This is a genomic window from Glutamicibacter soli (assembly GCF_003309065.1).
Taxonomy (GTDB): Bacteria; Actinomycetota; Actinomycetes; order Actinomycetales; family Micrococcaceae; genus Glutamicibacter; species Glutamicibacter soli.
On the sequence record NZ_POAF01000006.1, the window covers coordinates 39,890 to 56,142 of the forward strand.

General features: G+C 65.2%; 17 protein-coding genes. 10 read left to right on the forward strand and 7 right to left on the reverse strand.

Going from position 1 to position 16,253, the window contains the following annotated elements:
* Window positions 1-64: 64 nt before the first annotated feature.
* Window positions 65-1,447, forward strand: coding sequence for an amino acid permease (locus C1H84_RS12705; protein ID WP_244910901.1), 1,383 nt, complete (start codon window positions 65-67; stop codon window positions 1,445-1,447).
* Here C1H84_RS12705 and C1H84_RS12710 read toward each other — a convergent pair whose 3' ends face one another.
* Entirely contained in the window at window positions 1,448-1,744 is a 297-nt protein-coding gene (locus C1H84_RS12710; protein ID WP_053797205.1) for a hypothetical protein, read from the reverse strand. It lies immediately after the preceding gene.
* A gap of 341 nt (window positions 1,745-2,085) precedes the next feature.
* Here C1H84_RS12710 and C1H84_RS12715 point away from each other — a divergent pair, with 341 nt between their 5' ends.
* Window positions 2,086-2,709, forward strand: a complete 624-nt coding sequence (locus tag C1H84_RS12715; protein ID WP_047118150.1) for a thymidine kinase — start codon at window positions 2,086-2,088, stop codon at window positions 2,707-2,709.
* Here C1H84_RS12715 and C1H84_RS12720 read toward each other — a convergent pair.
* Window positions 2,706-3,263, reverse strand: a complete 558-nt coding sequence (locus C1H84_RS12720; RefSeq protein WP_047118149.1) for a TetR/AcrR family transcriptional regulator — start codon at window positions 3,261-3,263, stop codon at window positions 2,706-2,708. The genes C1H84_RS12715 and C1H84_RS12720 overlap by 4 nt on opposite strands.
* 41 nt (window positions 3,264-3,304) lie before the next feature.
* Window positions 3,305-4,066 carry a gamma-glutamyl-gamma-aminobutyrate hydrolase family protein gene (locus C1H84_RS12725; protein ID WP_052772216.1) on the reverse strand — a complete coding sequence of 254 codons (762 nt, stop codon included), beginning with the start codon at window positions 4,064-4,066 and terminating at the stop codon, window positions 3,305-3,307.
* A 386-nt stretch (window positions 4,067-4,452) separates the two neighbouring features.
* On the opposite strand from C1H84_RS12725, the gene C1H84_RS12730 reads away from it, so the two are divergent.
* From C1H84_RS12730 to C1H84_RS12745, 4 genes are all read left to right on the forward strand, one after another.
* On the forward strand, window positions 4,453-5,691 hold the full coding sequence (locus C1H84_RS12730; protein WP_053797208.1) for an ammonium transporter: 1,239 nt from the start codon (window positions 4,453-4,455) through the stop codon (window positions 5,689-5,691).
* A 23-nt stretch (window positions 5,692-5,714) separates the two neighbouring features.
* Window positions 5,715-6,062, forward strand: coding sequence for a P-II family nitrogen regulator (locus tag C1H84_RS12735; protein ID WP_047118147.1), 348 nt, complete (start codon window positions 5,715-5,717; stop codon window positions 6,060-6,062).
* A 49-nt stretch (window positions 6,063-6,111) separates the two neighbouring features.
* Window positions 6,112-7,242 (forward strand): tyramine oxidase subunit B, encoded by a 1,131-nt coding sequence (locus C1H84_RS12740; protein ID WP_053797209.1) that lies wholly within the window; start codon window positions 6,112-6,114, stop codon window positions 7,240-7,242.
* Between the two features lie 201 nt (window positions 7,243-7,443).
* Window positions 7,444-7,782 carry a hypothetical protein gene (locus tag C1H84_RS12745; protein ID WP_146956063.1) on the forward strand — a complete coding sequence of 113 codons (339 nt, stop codon included), beginning with the start codon at window positions 7,444-7,446 and terminating at the stop codon, window positions 7,780-7,782.
* Window positions 7,783-7,905: 123 nt separating this feature from the next.
* On the opposite strand, the gene C1H84_RS12750 is transcribed toward C1H84_RS12745, so the two are convergent.
* Together C1H84_RS12750 and C1H84_RS12755 are read right to left on the reverse strand one after the other, a co-directional pair.
* Window positions 7,906-9,150: an allantoate amidohydrolase gene (locus C1H84_RS12750; protein WP_047118144.1), complete on the reverse strand. Its 1,245-nt coding sequence runs from the start codon at window positions 9,148-9,150 to the stop codon at window positions 7,906-7,908.
* A gap of 23 nt (window positions 9,151-9,173) precedes the next feature.
* Window positions 9,174-10,340: an FAD-dependent oxidoreductase gene (locus C1H84_RS12755; RefSeq protein ID WP_113607567.1), complete on the reverse strand. Its 1,167-nt coding sequence runs from the start codon at window positions 10,338-10,340 to the stop codon at window positions 9,174-9,176.
* Between the two features lie 116 nt (window positions 10,341-10,456).
* Here C1H84_RS12755 and C1H84_RS12760 point away from each other — a divergent pair, with 116 nt between their 5' ends.
* The 3 genes from C1H84_RS12760 to C1H84_RS12770 all read left to right on the forward strand — a co-directional run bounded on the left by C1H84_RS12760 (window position 10,457) and on the right by C1H84_RS12770 (window position 12,899).
* Window positions 10,457-11,332, forward strand: coding sequence for a LysR family transcriptional regulator (locus tag C1H84_RS12760; protein ID WP_113607568.1), 876 nt, complete (start codon window positions 10,457-10,459; stop codon window positions 11,330-11,332).
* Between the two features lie 62 nt (window positions 11,333-11,394).
* The gene (locus C1H84_RS12765; RefSeq protein WP_231736029.1) at window positions 11,395-11,964 is read left to right on the forward strand and encodes a TetR/AcrR family transcriptional regulator; all 570 of its coding nucleotides are present in this window, start codon (window positions 11,395-11,397) and stop codon (window positions 11,962-11,964) included.
* On the forward strand, window positions 11,961-12,899 hold the full coding sequence (locus C1H84_RS12770) for a DMT family transporter (protein ID WP_244910902.1): 939 nt from the start codon (window positions 11,961-11,963) through the stop codon (window positions 12,897-12,899). Before C1H84_RS12765 ends, C1H84_RS12770 begins: the two co-directional genes overlap by 4 nt.
* Here C1H84_RS12770 and C1H84_RS12775 read toward each other — a convergent pair.
* Entirely contained in the window at window positions 12,896-13,693 is a 798-nt protein-coding gene (locus tag C1H84_RS12775; protein WP_113607569.1) for a MerR family transcriptional regulator, read from the reverse strand. The two genes, C1H84_RS12770 and C1H84_RS12775, sit on opposite strands and share 4 nt — an antisense overlap.
* Before the next feature lie 61 nt (window positions 13,694-13,754).
* Window positions 13,755-14,387, reverse strand: a complete 633-nt coding sequence (locus C1H84_RS12780) for a hypothetical protein (protein WP_113607570.1) — start codon at window positions 14,385-14,387, stop codon at window positions 13,755-13,757.
* A gap of 524 nt (window positions 14,388-14,911) precedes the next feature.
* Here C1H84_RS12780 and C1H84_RS12785 point away from each other — a divergent pair.
* Entirely contained in the window at window positions 14,912-16,207 is a 1,296-nt protein-coding gene (locus tag C1H84_RS12785) for an adenylosuccinate synthase (protein ID WP_047118139.1), read from the forward strand.
* The last annotated feature ends 46 nt before the right edge of the window (window positions 16,208-16,253 follow it).

The following is a 16,253-nucleotide window of genomic DNA, read 5'->3' on the forward strand; positions in this document are numbered from 1 at the left end:
ACGCTTAGACGCGGCGCGCAAATGAAGATCCGCGTGCCGCACACGTACACAGCAGGGAGCATCGTTGGCGCAGCAGCCGGTTGGAACCAAGGGGCCCGGCCCCGGCCTGAAGAAATCGCTGACCCCTGCCCAGATGGCGATGATCGCCCTGGGCAGCGCCATCGGCACCGGACTGTTCGCCGGCAGCAAGCTCGCCATCGCGATGGCAGGCCCCTCGGTCATCTTCAGCTACGTGCTGGGGGGAGTGATCGCGCTGCTGGTCATGGGAGCGCTCGCCGAAATGACCGTGAAGCAGCCGGTGGCCGGCTCCTTCGGCGTGTACGCCGAACGCTACCTCGGCCGCTACGCCGGCTACCTGACCAAATACATGTACTGGTCAGCGCTGATCTTTGCGGTCGGCACGGAGGTCAGCGCCATCGGCGAATACATGCAGTTCTGGTTCCCCGAGGTGCCCGGGGTGCTGTGGGTGCTGCTGTTCTCCGCCGCCCTGCTCGCGGTGAACTTCTCCAGCGTGAAGGTCTTCGGCACCACCGAATACTGGTTCTCCGCCATCAAGGTCTTCGCGGTCATCGCCTTCATCGTCATCGCCGCCTGGCTGGTGTTCCACGACCCGGCCGACGGCTTCGGGTTCGCGAACTACAGCGTTGATTCGGGCTTCTTCGCCAGCGGCCTGTCGGGCACCTGGAGCGCGGTGATCGTGGCGATCTTCTCCTACATGGGCATCGAGGCGATTTCCATCGCGGCCGCCGAGGCCCGCAACCCGCAGCTCGCGGTGCGCAAGGCCTTCAAGGTCTCCTTCCTGCGCCTGCTGCTGTTTTACGTGCTGACCATGGCGCTGATCCTTGCCATTGCGCCGACCAGCGAGCTGATCTCCGGCGGTTCGCCGTTTGTCACCGTCATGGATCAGGTGGGCATCCCCTTTGCCAGCTCGGTGCTGAACTTCGTGCTGATCATCGCGGCCCTGTCGGCGATGAACGCCCAGCTCTACGCGGCGACCCGCATGCTGCACTCGCTGGCAGATGCAGGCCATGCCCCGAAGCTGGCGCACCGCACCAGCCGCAACGGCTCCCCGGTGCATGCAGTGTGGATGTCAGGCGGAGGCATCGCCGTGGCGGCGATCGCCGTTGCGGTGCTTCCCGAGGGAGGCTTCGGCCTAATGATGTCGCTGGCCACCTTCGGCGCGCTGGCCACCTGGTTCATGATCCTGTTGACCCACGTCAGCTTCCGCCGCCAGGCCGCCCGCGAGCGCAGCCCGCTGGAATTCAAGCTGCCGGGCTACCCGGCGGCTTCCATCCTCGGGGCGGCGCTGCTGGGCGGGCTGCTGCTGACCACGTTGTTCGTCGAGGAATTCAAGTTCACGCTGGTCTTCGGCCTGCCGTTTGTGGTCGTGATGTCGCTGCTGTACTGGCTGGTTTTCGTCCGCCGGCAGCCCGTGGCGCGCAGCTGACTACGCGCGCAGCCGGAAGAACGAGCTGCCCGCCACCAGATGCGATCCGGGGATCAGGGCGATCTTCAAATCGGGATTGAACTGGCCCTCGATCTGGGTTCCCGGATCTACGGCGGCGCCCAGCGCCGTCGGATCGAGCGGTTCCAGAATCCATTCGCGCGGGCCCGCGCCGATATGCAGCAGCCCGGTGCCGCCGTCCAACTGCAGCCAGGCGCTGATCCAGTCATTGGCGAAGCGGGGCAGGGGGTTGGCTGTCAGCGGCTTCGCGGCCAGGCCGAGATGGGTTTGCTTGCTCATGGGTCCACGCCTTTGCAGGTTGTTGTCCTTGCCCGAAGCGCCGGATGCGCCGCGAGCCGCTTCGTCATCCGAGCCACCCGCCGTACAACTGTGTGGGGTTGGCGCCTGATCGGTCGGAGCCTTGCCGGAACCCGTGGGGTTCCCAGCGATCAGATCTCGTGAAGCTGGCTCCATGCTATAAAACCGTTTCGGTGCGGGGGAAGCGGCGGCGGCGATCCGCACGCCGCTCGGTCACAATTGGTCGCGGAACGACATGCAGTGTCATGGAGGAATGGGCCCCGGGCGCTAAAATCGTAGGTGGTCTGCCGTTGGCAGGCCGATGGATTCGACAAGGGGCGACTGTGGCCAAGCTGTATTTCCGATACGGGGCAATGAACTCGGGCAAATCGACGAGCTTGCTGCAGGCCGCCTTCAACTACGAAGAGCGCGGGCAGCGGATCCTGCTAGCCAAGCCCGGGGTGGACACCAAGGGGGAGAGCTCGATCGTTTCCCGGCTCGGGCTGAGCCGTGCGGTGGACCTGATTGTGTCGCCCTTGGACAACGTCCGCGAGCAGTTCGCGGCACTGGCTTCGGGCGACGACCCGGACGCGCTCGTCCCGCACATCGACGCTCCGCCCGTGGCCTGCCTGCTGGTGGACGAAGCCCAGTTCCTGAGCCGGCAGCAGGTCGACGACCTGTTGCGTATTGCAGTGCTCGATGACGTTCCGGTGCTGGCCTACGGCATCCGCACGGACTTCCGCACCCATGCGTTCCCCGGATCGGCCCGGCTCATGGAGCTGGCGCACTCGCTTGAAGAGTTGAAAACGATTTGCCGCTGCGGGCGCAAGGCCATGTTCAACACCCGGCGCATCGGCCAGAACGTGGTGTTCGACGGGGACCAGGTGGCCATCGACGGCGAGGACGTTTGGTACGAATCGCTGTGCGCGGCCTGCTATCTGGAGCTTTCCGGGGGAACGCTCGGTTAATCCTGCGCGGGGGCTGGCGCCGGGGAAAGCAGCCCGGCGACGGCCCGCTGCAGGCCCCAGTCGTAGCCGTCGCTTTCCTCCGAGTCCACGTCCAGCTGGATGAGGTTCTGGCGGTAGGCGACCGAGCCCAGCACGTGGTTGAGCAAAAGCTGCTGGCCGAAGCGCGCCTGCTCGGCAGTCAGCCCGGCCCGTTGCAAGAGGGCACGCAGGAGCAGCACCGGCTGAAGGTCCTTCACCTGCATGGCGCTGGCAACCTCGATGACCTCGGGGCTGTCCTGGATGGGAAGCAGCGCCAGATAGAGCTTGCGCATCAATTGCAGCACCGCCTCGCCCGGCGAAGCGAAGTCCTCGGCCCGCACCGCGAGCGCCGGGGTGTTCAGCAGCTTCGCCGCGACCTGGGCCAGCAGCTCCTGCTTGTTCTTCACGTGCCAGTACAGGGCGCCGACCTGGACATCCAGTTCCTTGGCCAGTCGACGCATCGACAAATCAGCCAATCCGAACTGTTGCAGGATGTCGACCGCGGTATCCACGACCGTTAACTGAGTCAATGCCATGCCTCAAGTCTAGACGTACGCCCTGTCCCACGGACCGGCGGCTATGCGCCGGCGAACTGGTGCTGCAGGATTTCAGCCTCCCCTGCGGCCGGTTGCGCGTGCTGGTGCGCCAGCCGCCGGATTAACGGACCCAGCTGGGCAGCAGCAGTCTGCGAGTGCTCCGGGTGCCACTGCACCGCTGTGGCCTTGGCGGAGTCGTGGACCACTGCCTCGATCACGCCGTCGCTGGACATGGCCGCGATCTGCAGCCCCGCCCCGAGGGCGTGGATGGCTTGATGGTGCGAGCATAGGTGGAGGTCCCCGGACGACAAGTCTTCGGCCAGCGCTTCGGCGACAAAGCCCACACGGGTCTGCGCAAACGGATCCGTCCCTTCGCACCGGTGGTCCTGCACGTTGTGCAGGTGCTGCACCAGGGTTCCTCCCAAGGCGACGTTGAGCAGCTGCATGCCCCGGCAGATGCCCAGCAGGGGAGTGCCGGTGGCCATTGCGTAGCGGATGGCGGCGATCTGAATGCGGTCGGCCTGCGGCTCGTGGGTTCCGGATCCCGGGTAGTCTTCAGGGCCGTTGTAGAATTCCGGGTCCACATCTTCGCCGCCCATGATGATGACGGCATCCGAACAGTCCACGAGCTGCTGCACCTGTTCCAAGGACAGCTGCCAGGTCGCGACAAGTTCCGGTTCATGCCCCTCCGCGAGGATCTGTGTGGCGGCGCTGGCATTGAGCTCGTCCAGCTCCAGCTGGAATCCGGGGTCGTGCTCGCGAGTGTCGCGGATATGCAGGACGGCAATTTTCATCGGTTCCATGTCGGGCTCCATTTGGCTTTGGCCGCTCCCGGCAGATGCGTCGGAGCGGTAAATTCGCGGGTGCCCTGCCAGTGTAAAACCGCGTGATTTCGTGATTAGGTCAGGATTGTTTCATCGGGATTTCCGGAAATTCTTCAATAGCCTTCCGTTAACAATCCCGTGCTGGCGTGTATGAATGTGCTCTCGAAAATACTCCCGGAGTGAATGCGAGGCAAAAATTATTTCGGGCAGCGACGCGCAATTTACATAAATGTCACGACCGCGATATGTGGCTCGAATAATGAAACATTCTGTTTCTTCGCAGAAACAAAATCGAAAGCACCGCGGAATCTCACGTCGATAGTTTGAACCCACTCGCACTCAAACTCTTCGAAAGGGGTCCCGAGATGGAAGCTGCTGACATGGCTTGGCTGCTGGCTGCATTCGCCATGGTCCTGCTGATGTTTCCTGGGCTGGCAATGCTGTACGGCGGCATGCTCAACGGACGCAACGTATTGAACATGATGCTCATGGTGCTCAGTTCACTGGCCGTGACCGGCGTCGTCTACGTCGTGGTCGGCCACGGGCTTGTACTCGGCGACTCGGTCGGCGGACTGGGGCTCATCGGCAACCCGCTGGACTTCTCGTTCTACACCGACTTCATGAGCGATGACGAGGCCGGCGGAACCTTCTGGGCGGCGTTCTACGTCTTGTTCGCCGCGATCTCCGCCGCCCTGGTGGCCTCGGGCGCCGCAGGCCGCATGAAATTCGGATCCTGGCTGGTTTTCGTGGCGTTGTGGGTTCTGGTGGTCTACAGCCCGCTGGCGCACTGGGTCTTCGCCTTCGACAATCCGGAAGCCGGGACCGTAGGCGGTTGGATGCGCAACCAGCTGGGCTTCCATGATTTCGCCGGCGGCACCGCGGTGCACATGAACGCCGGCGCCGCCGGCCTGGCGCTGGCGGTGGTGCTGGGCCGCCGCAAGGCGCAGGCCGGACGTCCGCACAACCTCCCGTTGATGATGATCGGCGTGGGCCTGCTGGCCACCGGTTGGATGGGCTTCAACGGCGGCACGGCCGGGGGCGCGAATTTCCTGGCCCAGTACGTGGTGCTCACCACCTTGCTGTCGCTGTGCGGCGGCATGCTCGGATTCATCGCGATCGAACGGATCCGCGACGGGCACGCCACCATGCTGGGCCTGGGAACCGGCGCGATCGCCGGCATGGTCGGCATCACCCCGGTGGCCGACGTGGTCGGCCCGGTCGGCGCCATCATGGTCGGCTTCTTGGCTGCGGCGGCCGCGGCCTGGGCCATCACCTGGAAACGCCGCCACCGCATCGACGACTCGCTGGATGTCTTCGCGGTGCACGGCATCGCGGGCATCACCGGCTCGCTGTTCGCCACGTTCTTCGCCAACCCGGCGGCTCCCGGCGAGATGGCGGGCATCGTCTTCGGCGGGGCGTTCTCTGAGCTGGGCAGCGAGCTGATCGCCATTGCGGTCACGCTGGGCTACAGCTTCGGCATGACCTTCGCGATCCTGTGGGTCATGAACAAGATCCGCCCGATCCGTGTGGACGAGGCGGACGAGGAAGCCGGACTTGACCGTTCGGTCCATGCCGAAACCGCCTACGACAGCCGTCCGTTCTAAATCCCGCATCGAAAGGCAGGCAAATGAAACTCGTCACCGCAGTGATCAAGCCGATCCGGCTCGAAAGCGTGTGCGCCGCATTGGAGAAAGCCGGATTCACAGGAATGACCGCCACCGAGGTGCAGGGCCGCGGCGTCCAGGGCGGGCGCACCGAATACTACCGGGGCCAGGAATACTCGGTGAACTTCCGCACCAAGATCCGGCTGGAACTGCTCGTTCCGGACGCGAAGGTGGACAGCGCGCTGGACACCATTCTGGAGGCCGCGCGGACAGGCCCGGATGGCGAAATCGGCGACGGCAAGGTCTGGGTTGCCTCGCTGGAGCAGATCATCCGCGTCCGCACCGGCGAAACCGGCGAAGCGGCCATCTAGAAATCCACCAACCACCAGCTTCCGCACTTCATTCACGAAAGGTCCACCAATGACCGCAATCAACTTCCGCTACCTCAGCGAACAGGACATGATCGCCGCCGGCGTCACCGACATCGCCCGCTGCACCGACGTCATGGAAGAGGCATTGATTCTGCTCCGCAACGGGGACTACATGATGGCCGGCGAAAACGGCAACTCCCACGGGGCGATGATCACCTTCCCCGAGGTGCCGGTCCACGAGGGCATGCCCTGCGACGGCCCGGACCGCCGCTTCATGGCGATGCCCGCCTACCTCGGCGGCCGCTTCGGCACCACCGGGGTCAAGTGGTACGGCTCCAACACCGCCAACCGCGCCAAGGGCCTGCCCCGCTCCATCCACCTGTTCACCCTGAACGACACCGATACCGGGGCGCCGATGGCGATCATGAGCGCCAACCTGCTCAGCGCCTACCGCACCGGGGCGGTGCCGGGCGTGGGCGTCAAGCACCTGGCCAGGGAAGATGCGAAGATCGCCGCCGTGGTGGGGCCGGGGGTGATCGCCAAGTCCGTCATCGACGCCACGCTGACCCTGCGCCCGGGCATCGACACCGTGCGCATCAAGGGGCGTTCGGCCGCCGGCGTGGAAACCTTTGCCGCGTACATCCGCGAGAACTTCCCGCAGGTGGCCAACGTCATCGCAGCGGAAACCATCGAGGAGGCCATCAAGGACGCGGACATCGTCATGGCTACCACCAGCACGGACATCGAGGGTTCCGGGGCCTTCCCGTACTTCCCGGCCTCCGCCATCAAGCCCGGGGCGCTGTTCCTGCTGCCGGCCGCGGCCAGGTTCGACGACGACTTCGTGATCAACCAGGCCCGCCTGGTGCTCGATGCCCGGGGGCTGTACGACGCCTGGGCCGAGGAATACGACACCCAGGCCTACGAGCTGCTGGGCATCCCCGGTACGCACTTCCACGACCTGATGCGCGAGGGCAAGCTGCCCGAGTCCAAGCTGGAGGAAATCGCGGACGTGGCCACCGGCAAGATCCCCGCGCGCCGCAATGACGAGGAGATCATCCTCTACTCGGTCGGCGGCATGCCGATCGAGGATGTGGCGTGGGCGACGGACCTGTACCGTTCGGCGGAGCAGAAGGACCTCGGCCAGGTGCTGAACCTGTGGCAGGCCCCGGTGCTCGCGTAGCGGCACCCGGCAAGAGACCCGGGCTTCGGAAACGGAGCCCGCATGGATGTAGTTCCCCGGACGGCGGAGTGTGGCCCCCGTCCGGGGAACTGCTATTTAACTGCTATTAACGTCCGCGCCCGACCGCGTGGCGGGTGGGGCCGGATGCGCCGGGCGGCCGATAGCATGGGGTCCTAGTGATGCACGGGGAGGTGCTTGTTGATGAGGCCAGCGGCCGAAGTTCTGGTTTTTGCGGCATCCGGCGCGGGGATTCTTTTGCTGCCGGGCTATGCAGCGGGCTGGCCGCAGCTGGCCCTCGCGGTGGTGTACTGGCTGGCGACACGCAACGCGGCGCGTTCCCAGCCGCGGTCGGTGGCGAGAGTCTACCGCCGCAACACGCTGATCCTCTTTGCCGCATGCTTGGCGGCCCTGCTGGGATTCACCACGGCCGCGGGGCTGCTGCTGCTCGTGCTCGGCCTGGTGGTCGCGGTACGTGCGCGAAACTACGGGCACCCGAATCCCGACCGGAACGATGTCCCGGCGCTGTTGAAGTCCTTCTGACTGGAACGAGCCTCGGGTTGCCGGTGGCAGCTTCGGCGGCGCGGGCGAAAGCCCGGGGCCGCATCCGGAATTCTCCGGATGCGGCCCCGGGCTTTCGCGCAGGGGGTTCGTCTGGCGCGGGGATCAGCTCAACAAGCCCTGCAGCGCGTCAGCCAGTGCCAGCGCGCCGAGCTCGGCATCCGCATCCTCGACGTATTCCTCGGGGGAGTGGGAGATGCCGCTGGGATTGCGGACGAACAGCATGGCGCTGGGAACGTGCCCGGCGAGCACGCCCGCATCATGGCCCGCTCCGGTGTCCAAGACGGGAGCGTTGCCCAGCGACGCGCCCAGCTTGCGGGACAAGTCGGCGTCGAAGCCGACGGTCGGACTGAGCGACTCCTGCGAGAATTCGAAGCCGCAGTCTTCTTCCGCCGCGATCTGCTGCGCGGCGCGGTGGATGTCCTGGACCACGGCTGCGGTGACCGCGTCGTCCGGGTGCCGGACATCCAGCCAGAAATCCACGCGCGAGGCAATGACATTGGTGCCGCCGGGAACGGGGTGCAGCCTTCCGACGGTGGCGCGGGCGTTGTCCTGGGCGCGGGCAATCTGCTGCACGGCGGCGATGGTCCGGCCGGCGGCGACCATGGGGTCGCGGCGGTCGCGCATGAGCGTGGTGCCGGCGTGGTTGCCCTGCCCGGACATGGACAGCTTCCAGCGCCCGTGGCCCAGGATGGATCCGCCCACGGCCACCGGATGCTGCAGCTGTCCAAGCCCGAGCCCCTGTTCCACATGCAGTTCGACAAAGGCGCCGAGCTGTCCGAGCAGCGCCGGATCCGCTCCGATGCGCCGTACGTCCAGCCCATGGTGCGCGGCGATTTCGGCGAAGGTGTTGCCGTCCGGATCGCGCAGGTTCAGCGCCTTGTCCCGGTCGATGGCGCCGGTCAGCAGCCGTGAACCCAGGCAGGCCACCCCGAAGCGGGATCCCTCCTCCTCGGGAAAGACTGCCAAGACCAGTGGGCGGGTGGGTTTCAGGTTCCTGGACCGCAGGATGTCCACGGCGGCCAGCGCGCTGGCTACCCCCAGCGGCCCGTCGAAGGCCCCGCCGCCGGGGACCGAGTCCAGATGGCTTCCGGTGGCCACGGCGTCCGCGCGGATCCCGGAGGGAAGGTCCCACCAAGCCCACAGCGCGCCGTTTCCGTCCTGCTCCACGCTCAGCTGCCGCGCGGCGGCCTGCTCGGTGAACCAGCCGCGCAGGTCCAGCTCTGCAGTGGAATACACGGGACGGGTGTAGCCGCCGCGCAGCCGGTCCCGCCCGATGCCGGCGATCTGCCCCATCAGCGAGGCGACGGTGGAAGCGGGGATGGTGCTGGCGGTGTCAAGATGATGCATGCGATTTCTCCTGCGGGTTCGTTCTAGGCCAGGGCCTTGGCATGGGAGGACAGGCGGAAGAGCTCCGGAACCGTGCCGGTTCCGGTGGCCAGGTCTGCGGCCAGGTCACCGAGCAGCGGGCCGAACTTCGCCCCGTGTCCCGAGCAGGGGGACATGATGGTGATGCCCTGGGTTTCGTCCATGATGAAGTCCTCGGTGGGCGTGGACGTGAAGATGCAGGTGGCCTCCGCATACGGGGTCGGGTCCAGACCGGGCAGGTAGCGCTTGACGTAGTCGATGACGCGTTCGCGGTTGGCCGGATCGATGCGCCCGTCCTGCGCCGCGGCGCTGTCCATTCGGCGCCCGCCCATGTATTCGGCGACCTTTTGACCGCGGAACCCGGCATCGCGTCCGCCAGGCAGGCCATAGGACTTGAATGCTGGATCCTTGTGGATATACGTGGGCCAGGCCAGGCGGGCCTCGGGATCCTGGTTGCGGTAGGGGAAGTGGTATGCGTTTTCCTGGTAGACGTCCATCGTCGGCACGCTGCCTGCGAAGCCCGCGGGCAGCGGCAGGTTGCCCAGCAGCCCGGGCAGCCACCCTCCGGCGGCCACGACGATTCTGGACCCGAGGTAGGAGCGCCCGTCCGCGCTGTTGACCCGGTAGCCGCTGCCGGCTGCTTCAACGGATGCGACGGGCCAGTTGGTTTCGATCCGAGCACCATGCGCCTTGGCCTGGGCGACCATGGCCTGCACCGACCGTTCGGCATCGATGACGCCGGCACCCGGATGCCAAAGCACCTCGGTGTCGAAGTCGATGCCCGCGAAGCGGTCGCGCGCTTCGGATGCGCTGAGCAGTTCGTGCTCGACTCCCGCGGATTCCAATACCGACGCCAAATGGCGGGGGTTGCGCAATGCCCCGTAGTCGACCGAGCCGTGCGGGGAGATCAGCTGCTGCCCGCTGGCCAGCTCAAGTTCGTCCCAGGCGGTCCGCGCCCTGCAGACCAGATCCGTGTAGAAGCTGTCAGGGTAGGCGTAGCGGAAGATGCGCGCCGAGCCATGCGAACTGGCATCGGCCGCGGCGGGAACCTTGCGCTCGAGCAGTGCGACTTCGTGGCCGCGCTGGGCGAGCTTCCATGCGGCTGCGGCACCGCTCAAGCCCGCTCCGATGACAATGTATTCGGCGGATGGGGCGTGGGTCTTCTGACTCATTGTGTGCTCCTGGACGGCGGTGTGCGATTGTTCCGCTTCCAGTAACCCACAAAAATTATTATCTAGTCCAATACTATTTTCAATGAAATTATTAGTGTTCGTGCAACAATAGATGCATGGAACTTCGACAGCTTCAGTACTTTCTCGTGGTGGCCGAGCACCTGCACTTCGGGCGCGCCGCCGACTCGCTGCGGATGTCGCAACCGCCCTTGACCGTGGCGATCAAGAAGCTTGAGCAGGAGCTCGGGGTGCGGCTTTTCAGCCGCACCACGCGCAGCGTCGAGCTGACCCCTGCGGGGCGCGCCTATCGCGATCGGATAAGCCCGCTGTTGGCGGATCTTGAGCGGGCCAACCATGAGTTGACCGAGGCCGGGCTTGGGCTGCGGGGCAGGATCGCCGTGGGTTTCGTCAGTTCGGCCAGTTATGCGGCCCTGCCCGGTGCCATTAGGCTATTTCGCGAGCTGCGGCCCAGTGTGGATCTTGCGCTGCGCCCGTTGACCACCGATGAGCAGGTTGACCAGCTGCTGGATGGGAAGCTGGATCTGGGAATCCTGCGTGACCCGGCTCCGGTTCCGGGACTCGTGCTCACCGAGGTGCTTGCCGAGCCGCTGGTAGCGGTGATCCAAGCGGACCACCGCCTCGCGGGGCAGGCGGAGCTGGAGATTGAGCAGCTTTTGGGTGAGGACTTTGTGCTCTTCCCCTACAAGTTCATGAATGGTTTCTACACCTTGGTGCATTCGTTGTTCGAAGGCTTTTCCCCGCCACGCATCGTCGAACGCGCCATCCATCAGGAAACCATCCTGGGGCTCGTGGCCTCCGGGCTCGGGGTGTCGATCCTTCCGGCCTCGGTGTCGCGTTTCCAGATGCCGGAGGTGGTGTTCCGGCCGATCGCCGGCAATCCGCGCAGCGCCCTCTATTCGGCGGCGAGCTCGGATAATCCCGCGGCGGACGTGTTTCTGCGATGCCTGAAGGAAGCCGCGGGAACAACCTAGACTGATCGGTCTAACTAGACTAGTCTGTCTATTTAGACCGACCTGTCTACTTGGAGGTTCCCTTGTCCCCGCGCCTTGATGCCAGATCCAAGCTCCTGGATGCCGCGGCCCGGCTCTTCTATGCCCACGGCATTTCCGCCACGGGCATCGATGCAGTCATCGCGGAAGCCGGAGTGGCCAAGATGAGCCTCTATAACAATTTCGAATCCAAGTCGGGGCTGGTGGCGGCCTACCTGCAGGCCCGCCACGAGGAATGGCTGGAACTATATCGCGCCCGCCTCGGTGCGTCCTCGGATCCGGTCGGCGGCGTGCTGGCCATCGTGGACGCCTACCTCGACCATGCCGAGGCCGGTTATGAGCATGGTTTCCGCGGCTGCGGGCTGCTGAACGCGGCCGCGGAGCTGCCGGCGGGAGACCCCGGACGGTCCATCGTGGCCGGGCACAAGGCCCAAGTTGAAGACCTGCTCCGCGAACATCTTGAATCGCTGACCGATTCCAGGCAGGCCGCCGCGCTCGCCGAACAGATCTCTTTCCTGCTTGAGGGCGCCATCTCGCGGGCCGGCCTGGAAGGCCACAGCGAACTGCTGCACCGAGCCAAGTCGCTGATCACCAGCATGGTGCGTGCCCTGTGAAAAATCCGGCCGGCGGTGCGCAGGGCACAGCGGTGCTGATGCTGCTGGCGGCTTCGGTGCTCTGGGGAACCACCGGCACCGCCGCGGCGCAGGCCCACGGCGTCTCGCCCCTGGCCATCGGGGCTGCGTCGCTCGGCATCGGCGGGCTGCTCCAAGCGGTGCTCGGCGCACGTTCCCTGAAGGCAGCCCGAGTCCCGTTGGTGATCAACCGACGCCTGGTCATGCTCGGGGCCGTGGGCATCCTGGTTTATCCGCTGGCCTTCTATTCGTCCATGCATCTGGGCGGCGTCGCCCTGGGAACCGTGATTTCGCTGGGGACCGCACCGCTGTTCTCCGGACTTCTTGAGCGGCTCATCGACGGAATCAAGCTCACCACCCGCTGGTACCTGGCCGCGGCGCTGGGCATCTCCGGCAGTACGCTGCTGGGATTCGCCAGGGCCGCGGGGGACAACGCCAATGCCGAAACGGTCTTTGCCAGCTGCCTGCTGGGACTTGCCGCCGGTGCCAGCTACGCAGTCTATTCCTGGGCCGCCGGACGGCTGATGGCCAACGGGATTCCACGGAAGGCAGCGGTGGGAGCGGTTTTCGGCCTGGGAGGTTTGCTGCTGATGCCGGTGTTGCTGGCCACCGGGGCGCCGCTGGTACAGGATCCGCTGAATTTCGCGGTCGCCGCCTATCTGGCTTTGGTCCCGATGTTCCTGGGATACGTCCTGTTCGGGATCGCCCTGTCCCGGGTCCCGGCCAGTACCGCAACCACCGTCACGCTGAGCGAACCTGCCGTTGCCGCGGCGCTCGCCGTGTTCCTGCTGGGCGAGCGCGTGGGCCTGATGGGGTGGATTGGCATGGTGCTGATCGCCGCGGCGCTGGTTGTCCTGCTTCTGCGGCCCCGGTCCCGGGTGCCGCTGCGAGCCGGCGTGCTGCTGGACGTCGACTAGCTCCGCGCGTAGGGCTGCTGCAGTTCGGTGACCCAGTCGGACTGGTCCTCCGGTTCCGAGCGTACGTACAGTTCCCGGCACGGGCCGCTGGGGGCCGAACCCCGGTCGAGGATTTCCTGGTGCACCGCCTGCCAGCTTTCGTGGATGCGGTCCATGGACCCCAGATGCACCCCGCATAGCGCCGCCGGCTGCGCGCCAAGCTCAACGATGTCGCATCCGGCCACCGCCGGCCCTGCATATTCGAAACCCGCCGTGACTTCCAGCCCGTCTTCGACCGGACGGTACTGGGCAATGGCCATGGAGTCGGGAATTTCGGGAAGCGCGGCCTCGACTTGGGCGAACATGCCGCCGATGACGGTCGCGATTTCGGGCTGGGACTGCACGGTACGTGTCAGCGCGGCGAGTCGCAGCGCCGGCAACGGCTTGTCGATCAGTTCGATCCTGGACATGTGGTGCTCCTGTTCGATGAGATCCAACCGGCGTTGGACATCCGCCAGCCGGGTGGTTGCCAGTTCGTACTCGGCGGCGACATCAGACCTGCGGGCTTGAAGCAGGTCCTTGAGCCGTTCGAGATCTGCTGCGCCTTCGAGCATCAACGAGATTTCGGCCAGGCCGAACCCCAGCTGCCGCAGCGCGACGATCCGGTGCAGCCGATGCAGCTGCGAGGGATCGTAGGATCGATAGCCGCTGGCCCGGTCCACGTGAGCGGGGACCAAGAGGCCAGCGGTGTCCCAGTGCCTCAGCATGCGGTGGGTCACCTGGCCGATCTGCGCGAACTGCCCAATGGTCAACATGTCTTCAGTTATCCCATCTGACACGGTGTCAGGGTCAAGAATGAGGCAGATTTTCTTGCTGTCACTTGACGGAGACGCTGAGCATCATCGCCTTCAGGGTTCGGTATTCCTGCGATTTCATGATTTTCTTGGCCGCTTCGATTGTTACGTGGTCGTCGTCGATGCCCAATGCCTCTGGCAGATCGCCATCGGACTCGAAGATGGTATAGAAGTCGGCGACGGGCATGAAGTAGGACAACGCAGGGTCCGTGCCGCGGTCCTCGGCCCTTTCTTTGGTGCTCAGGAACATGACGAACTTTTCGTCATTCGAGTCGTCTCCGGATTCGGTCTGGACGAAGTGCTCCGCCACGAACACTGCGGGGGTGTGCAGCTTCGCCGGAACCTTTTCGGTTTCCAAGGTGGTGCGCTTGTAGGTGGCAAGATCGCCGTCGGTGTCCTTGGCTGAATTCGCCTCGAACGTGGCGATGGAGTGGCCTTTTTCGGTGACGATGTCCCAATCCTGATAGGGATTATCCGGATCGGGAGACGGGTCGTCCAAGTCATCCACGCGGATGGTCCAGTTGCTTGGATACTTGAAGGAAATGCCGTGGACGGCAAAGGTCTTCCAGTCGCGGGTGTCGACCTCGGCGGCTGACTCGGTTTCGGTGGTGCTTGGCGATTGCCGCGTTGGCGTAGCGCTCGGGCTATTTGTCATGGTCGGGCTTGATGATGCGGCCGTAGGAGTGCTGGAAGCCGTGGCCGAATCGCCCGCCGGCGCGTCCGGGGAGCCCGGCGTGCACGCGGCGAGAAGTGCCGCGATTGGAATGAGAGCCAGAAGACGAGGCTGCGTTTTCATCGGTTGTCCTTGCGTTGTGTACGGTCCTGTCGGTGCGGTGCAAACGGTGCGTGCCACGTGGTGCAAATGACTATCCGGCGCCGTCCATCCATACTGCCGTAGCTGCAGGATTAATCAAGGCTATGGAGTGAATTGAAGCCCAATGCATACCGTTTTTCCGGGCTTCTCGACGCGTGCAGAACCAGCCCACCACGCGCCGGGAGGCTTCCCGGCTCGCACTTCCGCTAGCGGTTCGGTAAACTTTGGTCGTAAGAGCCCCTAACTCTTGCGATGCCCGGCTCGGGCAAGTGAGCAGGACAGGGGCATATTTTTTGCCCGGTACCGTGCCGGGCCGGCGCGAAGCACGCCGCAACCGCTGCTTTTTATGCAAGGGGGAGGATCCCATGCCAGCAATCGTGATCGTCGGAGCCCAGTGGGGCGATGAAGGTAAAGGAAAGGCCACCGACCTGCTCGGCGGCAAGGTCGACTACGTAGTGAAGCCCAACGGCGGCAACAACGCCGGGCACACCGTGGTCGTTAACGGCGAAAAGTACGAGCTCAAGCTCCTGCCAGCCGGCATTCTTTCCCCTGACACCAACCCGATTATCGGCAACGGCTGCGTGGTGAACCTGGAAGCCCTCTTCGCGGAAATCGACGGCCTGGAATCCCGCGGCGCGGACACCTCGCGCCTGCGCGTCTCGGCCAACGCCCACCTGGTGGCCCCGTACCACCAGACCATGGACAAGGTGACCGAACGCTTCCTGGGCAAGCGCGCCATCGGCACCACCGGTCGCGGCATCGGCCCCGCCTACATGGACAAGGTCGGACGCTTGGGCATCCGCGTGCAGGATGTCTTCGACGAATCCATCCTGCGCCAGAAGGTCGAAGGCGCGCTGCGCCAGAAGAACGAACTGCTGGTCAAGATCTACAACCGCCGCAGCGTCATCGCCGAGGACATCGTGCAGTACTTCCTGTCCTACGCCGACCGCCTGCGTCCGCTGGTCATCGATTCCACCTACGTGCTGAACAAGGCGCTGGACGAGGGCAAGGTCGTGCTCATGGAAGGCGGCCAGGCCACCTTCCTGGACGTCGACCACGGCACCTACCCGTTCGTGACCTCGTCGAATCCGACCGCCGGCGGCGCATCCGTGGGCTCGGGCATCGGCCCGACCCGCATCACCCGCTCCATCGGCATCATCAAGGCCTACACCACCCGCGTGGGCGCAGGTCCCTTCCCGACCGAGCTGTTCGACGAAATGGGCGAGTACCTGCAGAAGACCGGCGGCGAATTCGGCGTGAACACCGGCCGCCCGCGCCGCTGCGGCTGGTATGACGCGGTACTGGCCCGCCACGCCTCGCGCGTGAACGGCTTCACCGACTACTTCGTCACGAAGCTGGACGTACTGACCAACATCGAGCAGATCCCCGTCTGCGTGGCCTACGACGTGGACGGCGTGCGCCACGATGAAATGCCGATGACCCAGACCGACTTCCACCACGCGAAGCCGATCTTCGAGTACTTCCCGGGCTGGACCGAGGACATCTCCGGAGCCAAGACCCTTGAGGATCTGCCGGAGAACGCCCGTAACTACATCCTGGCCCTGGAGAAGATCAGCGGCACCCGCATCTCCGCCATCGGCGTGGGTCCGGACCGCGACCAGACCATCGTGCGCCACGACCTGCTGAGCGACAAGCTCTAAACAGGAGAAAAGCATCGAGCCACCTGCCCCTCCCGGGGCCGGTGGC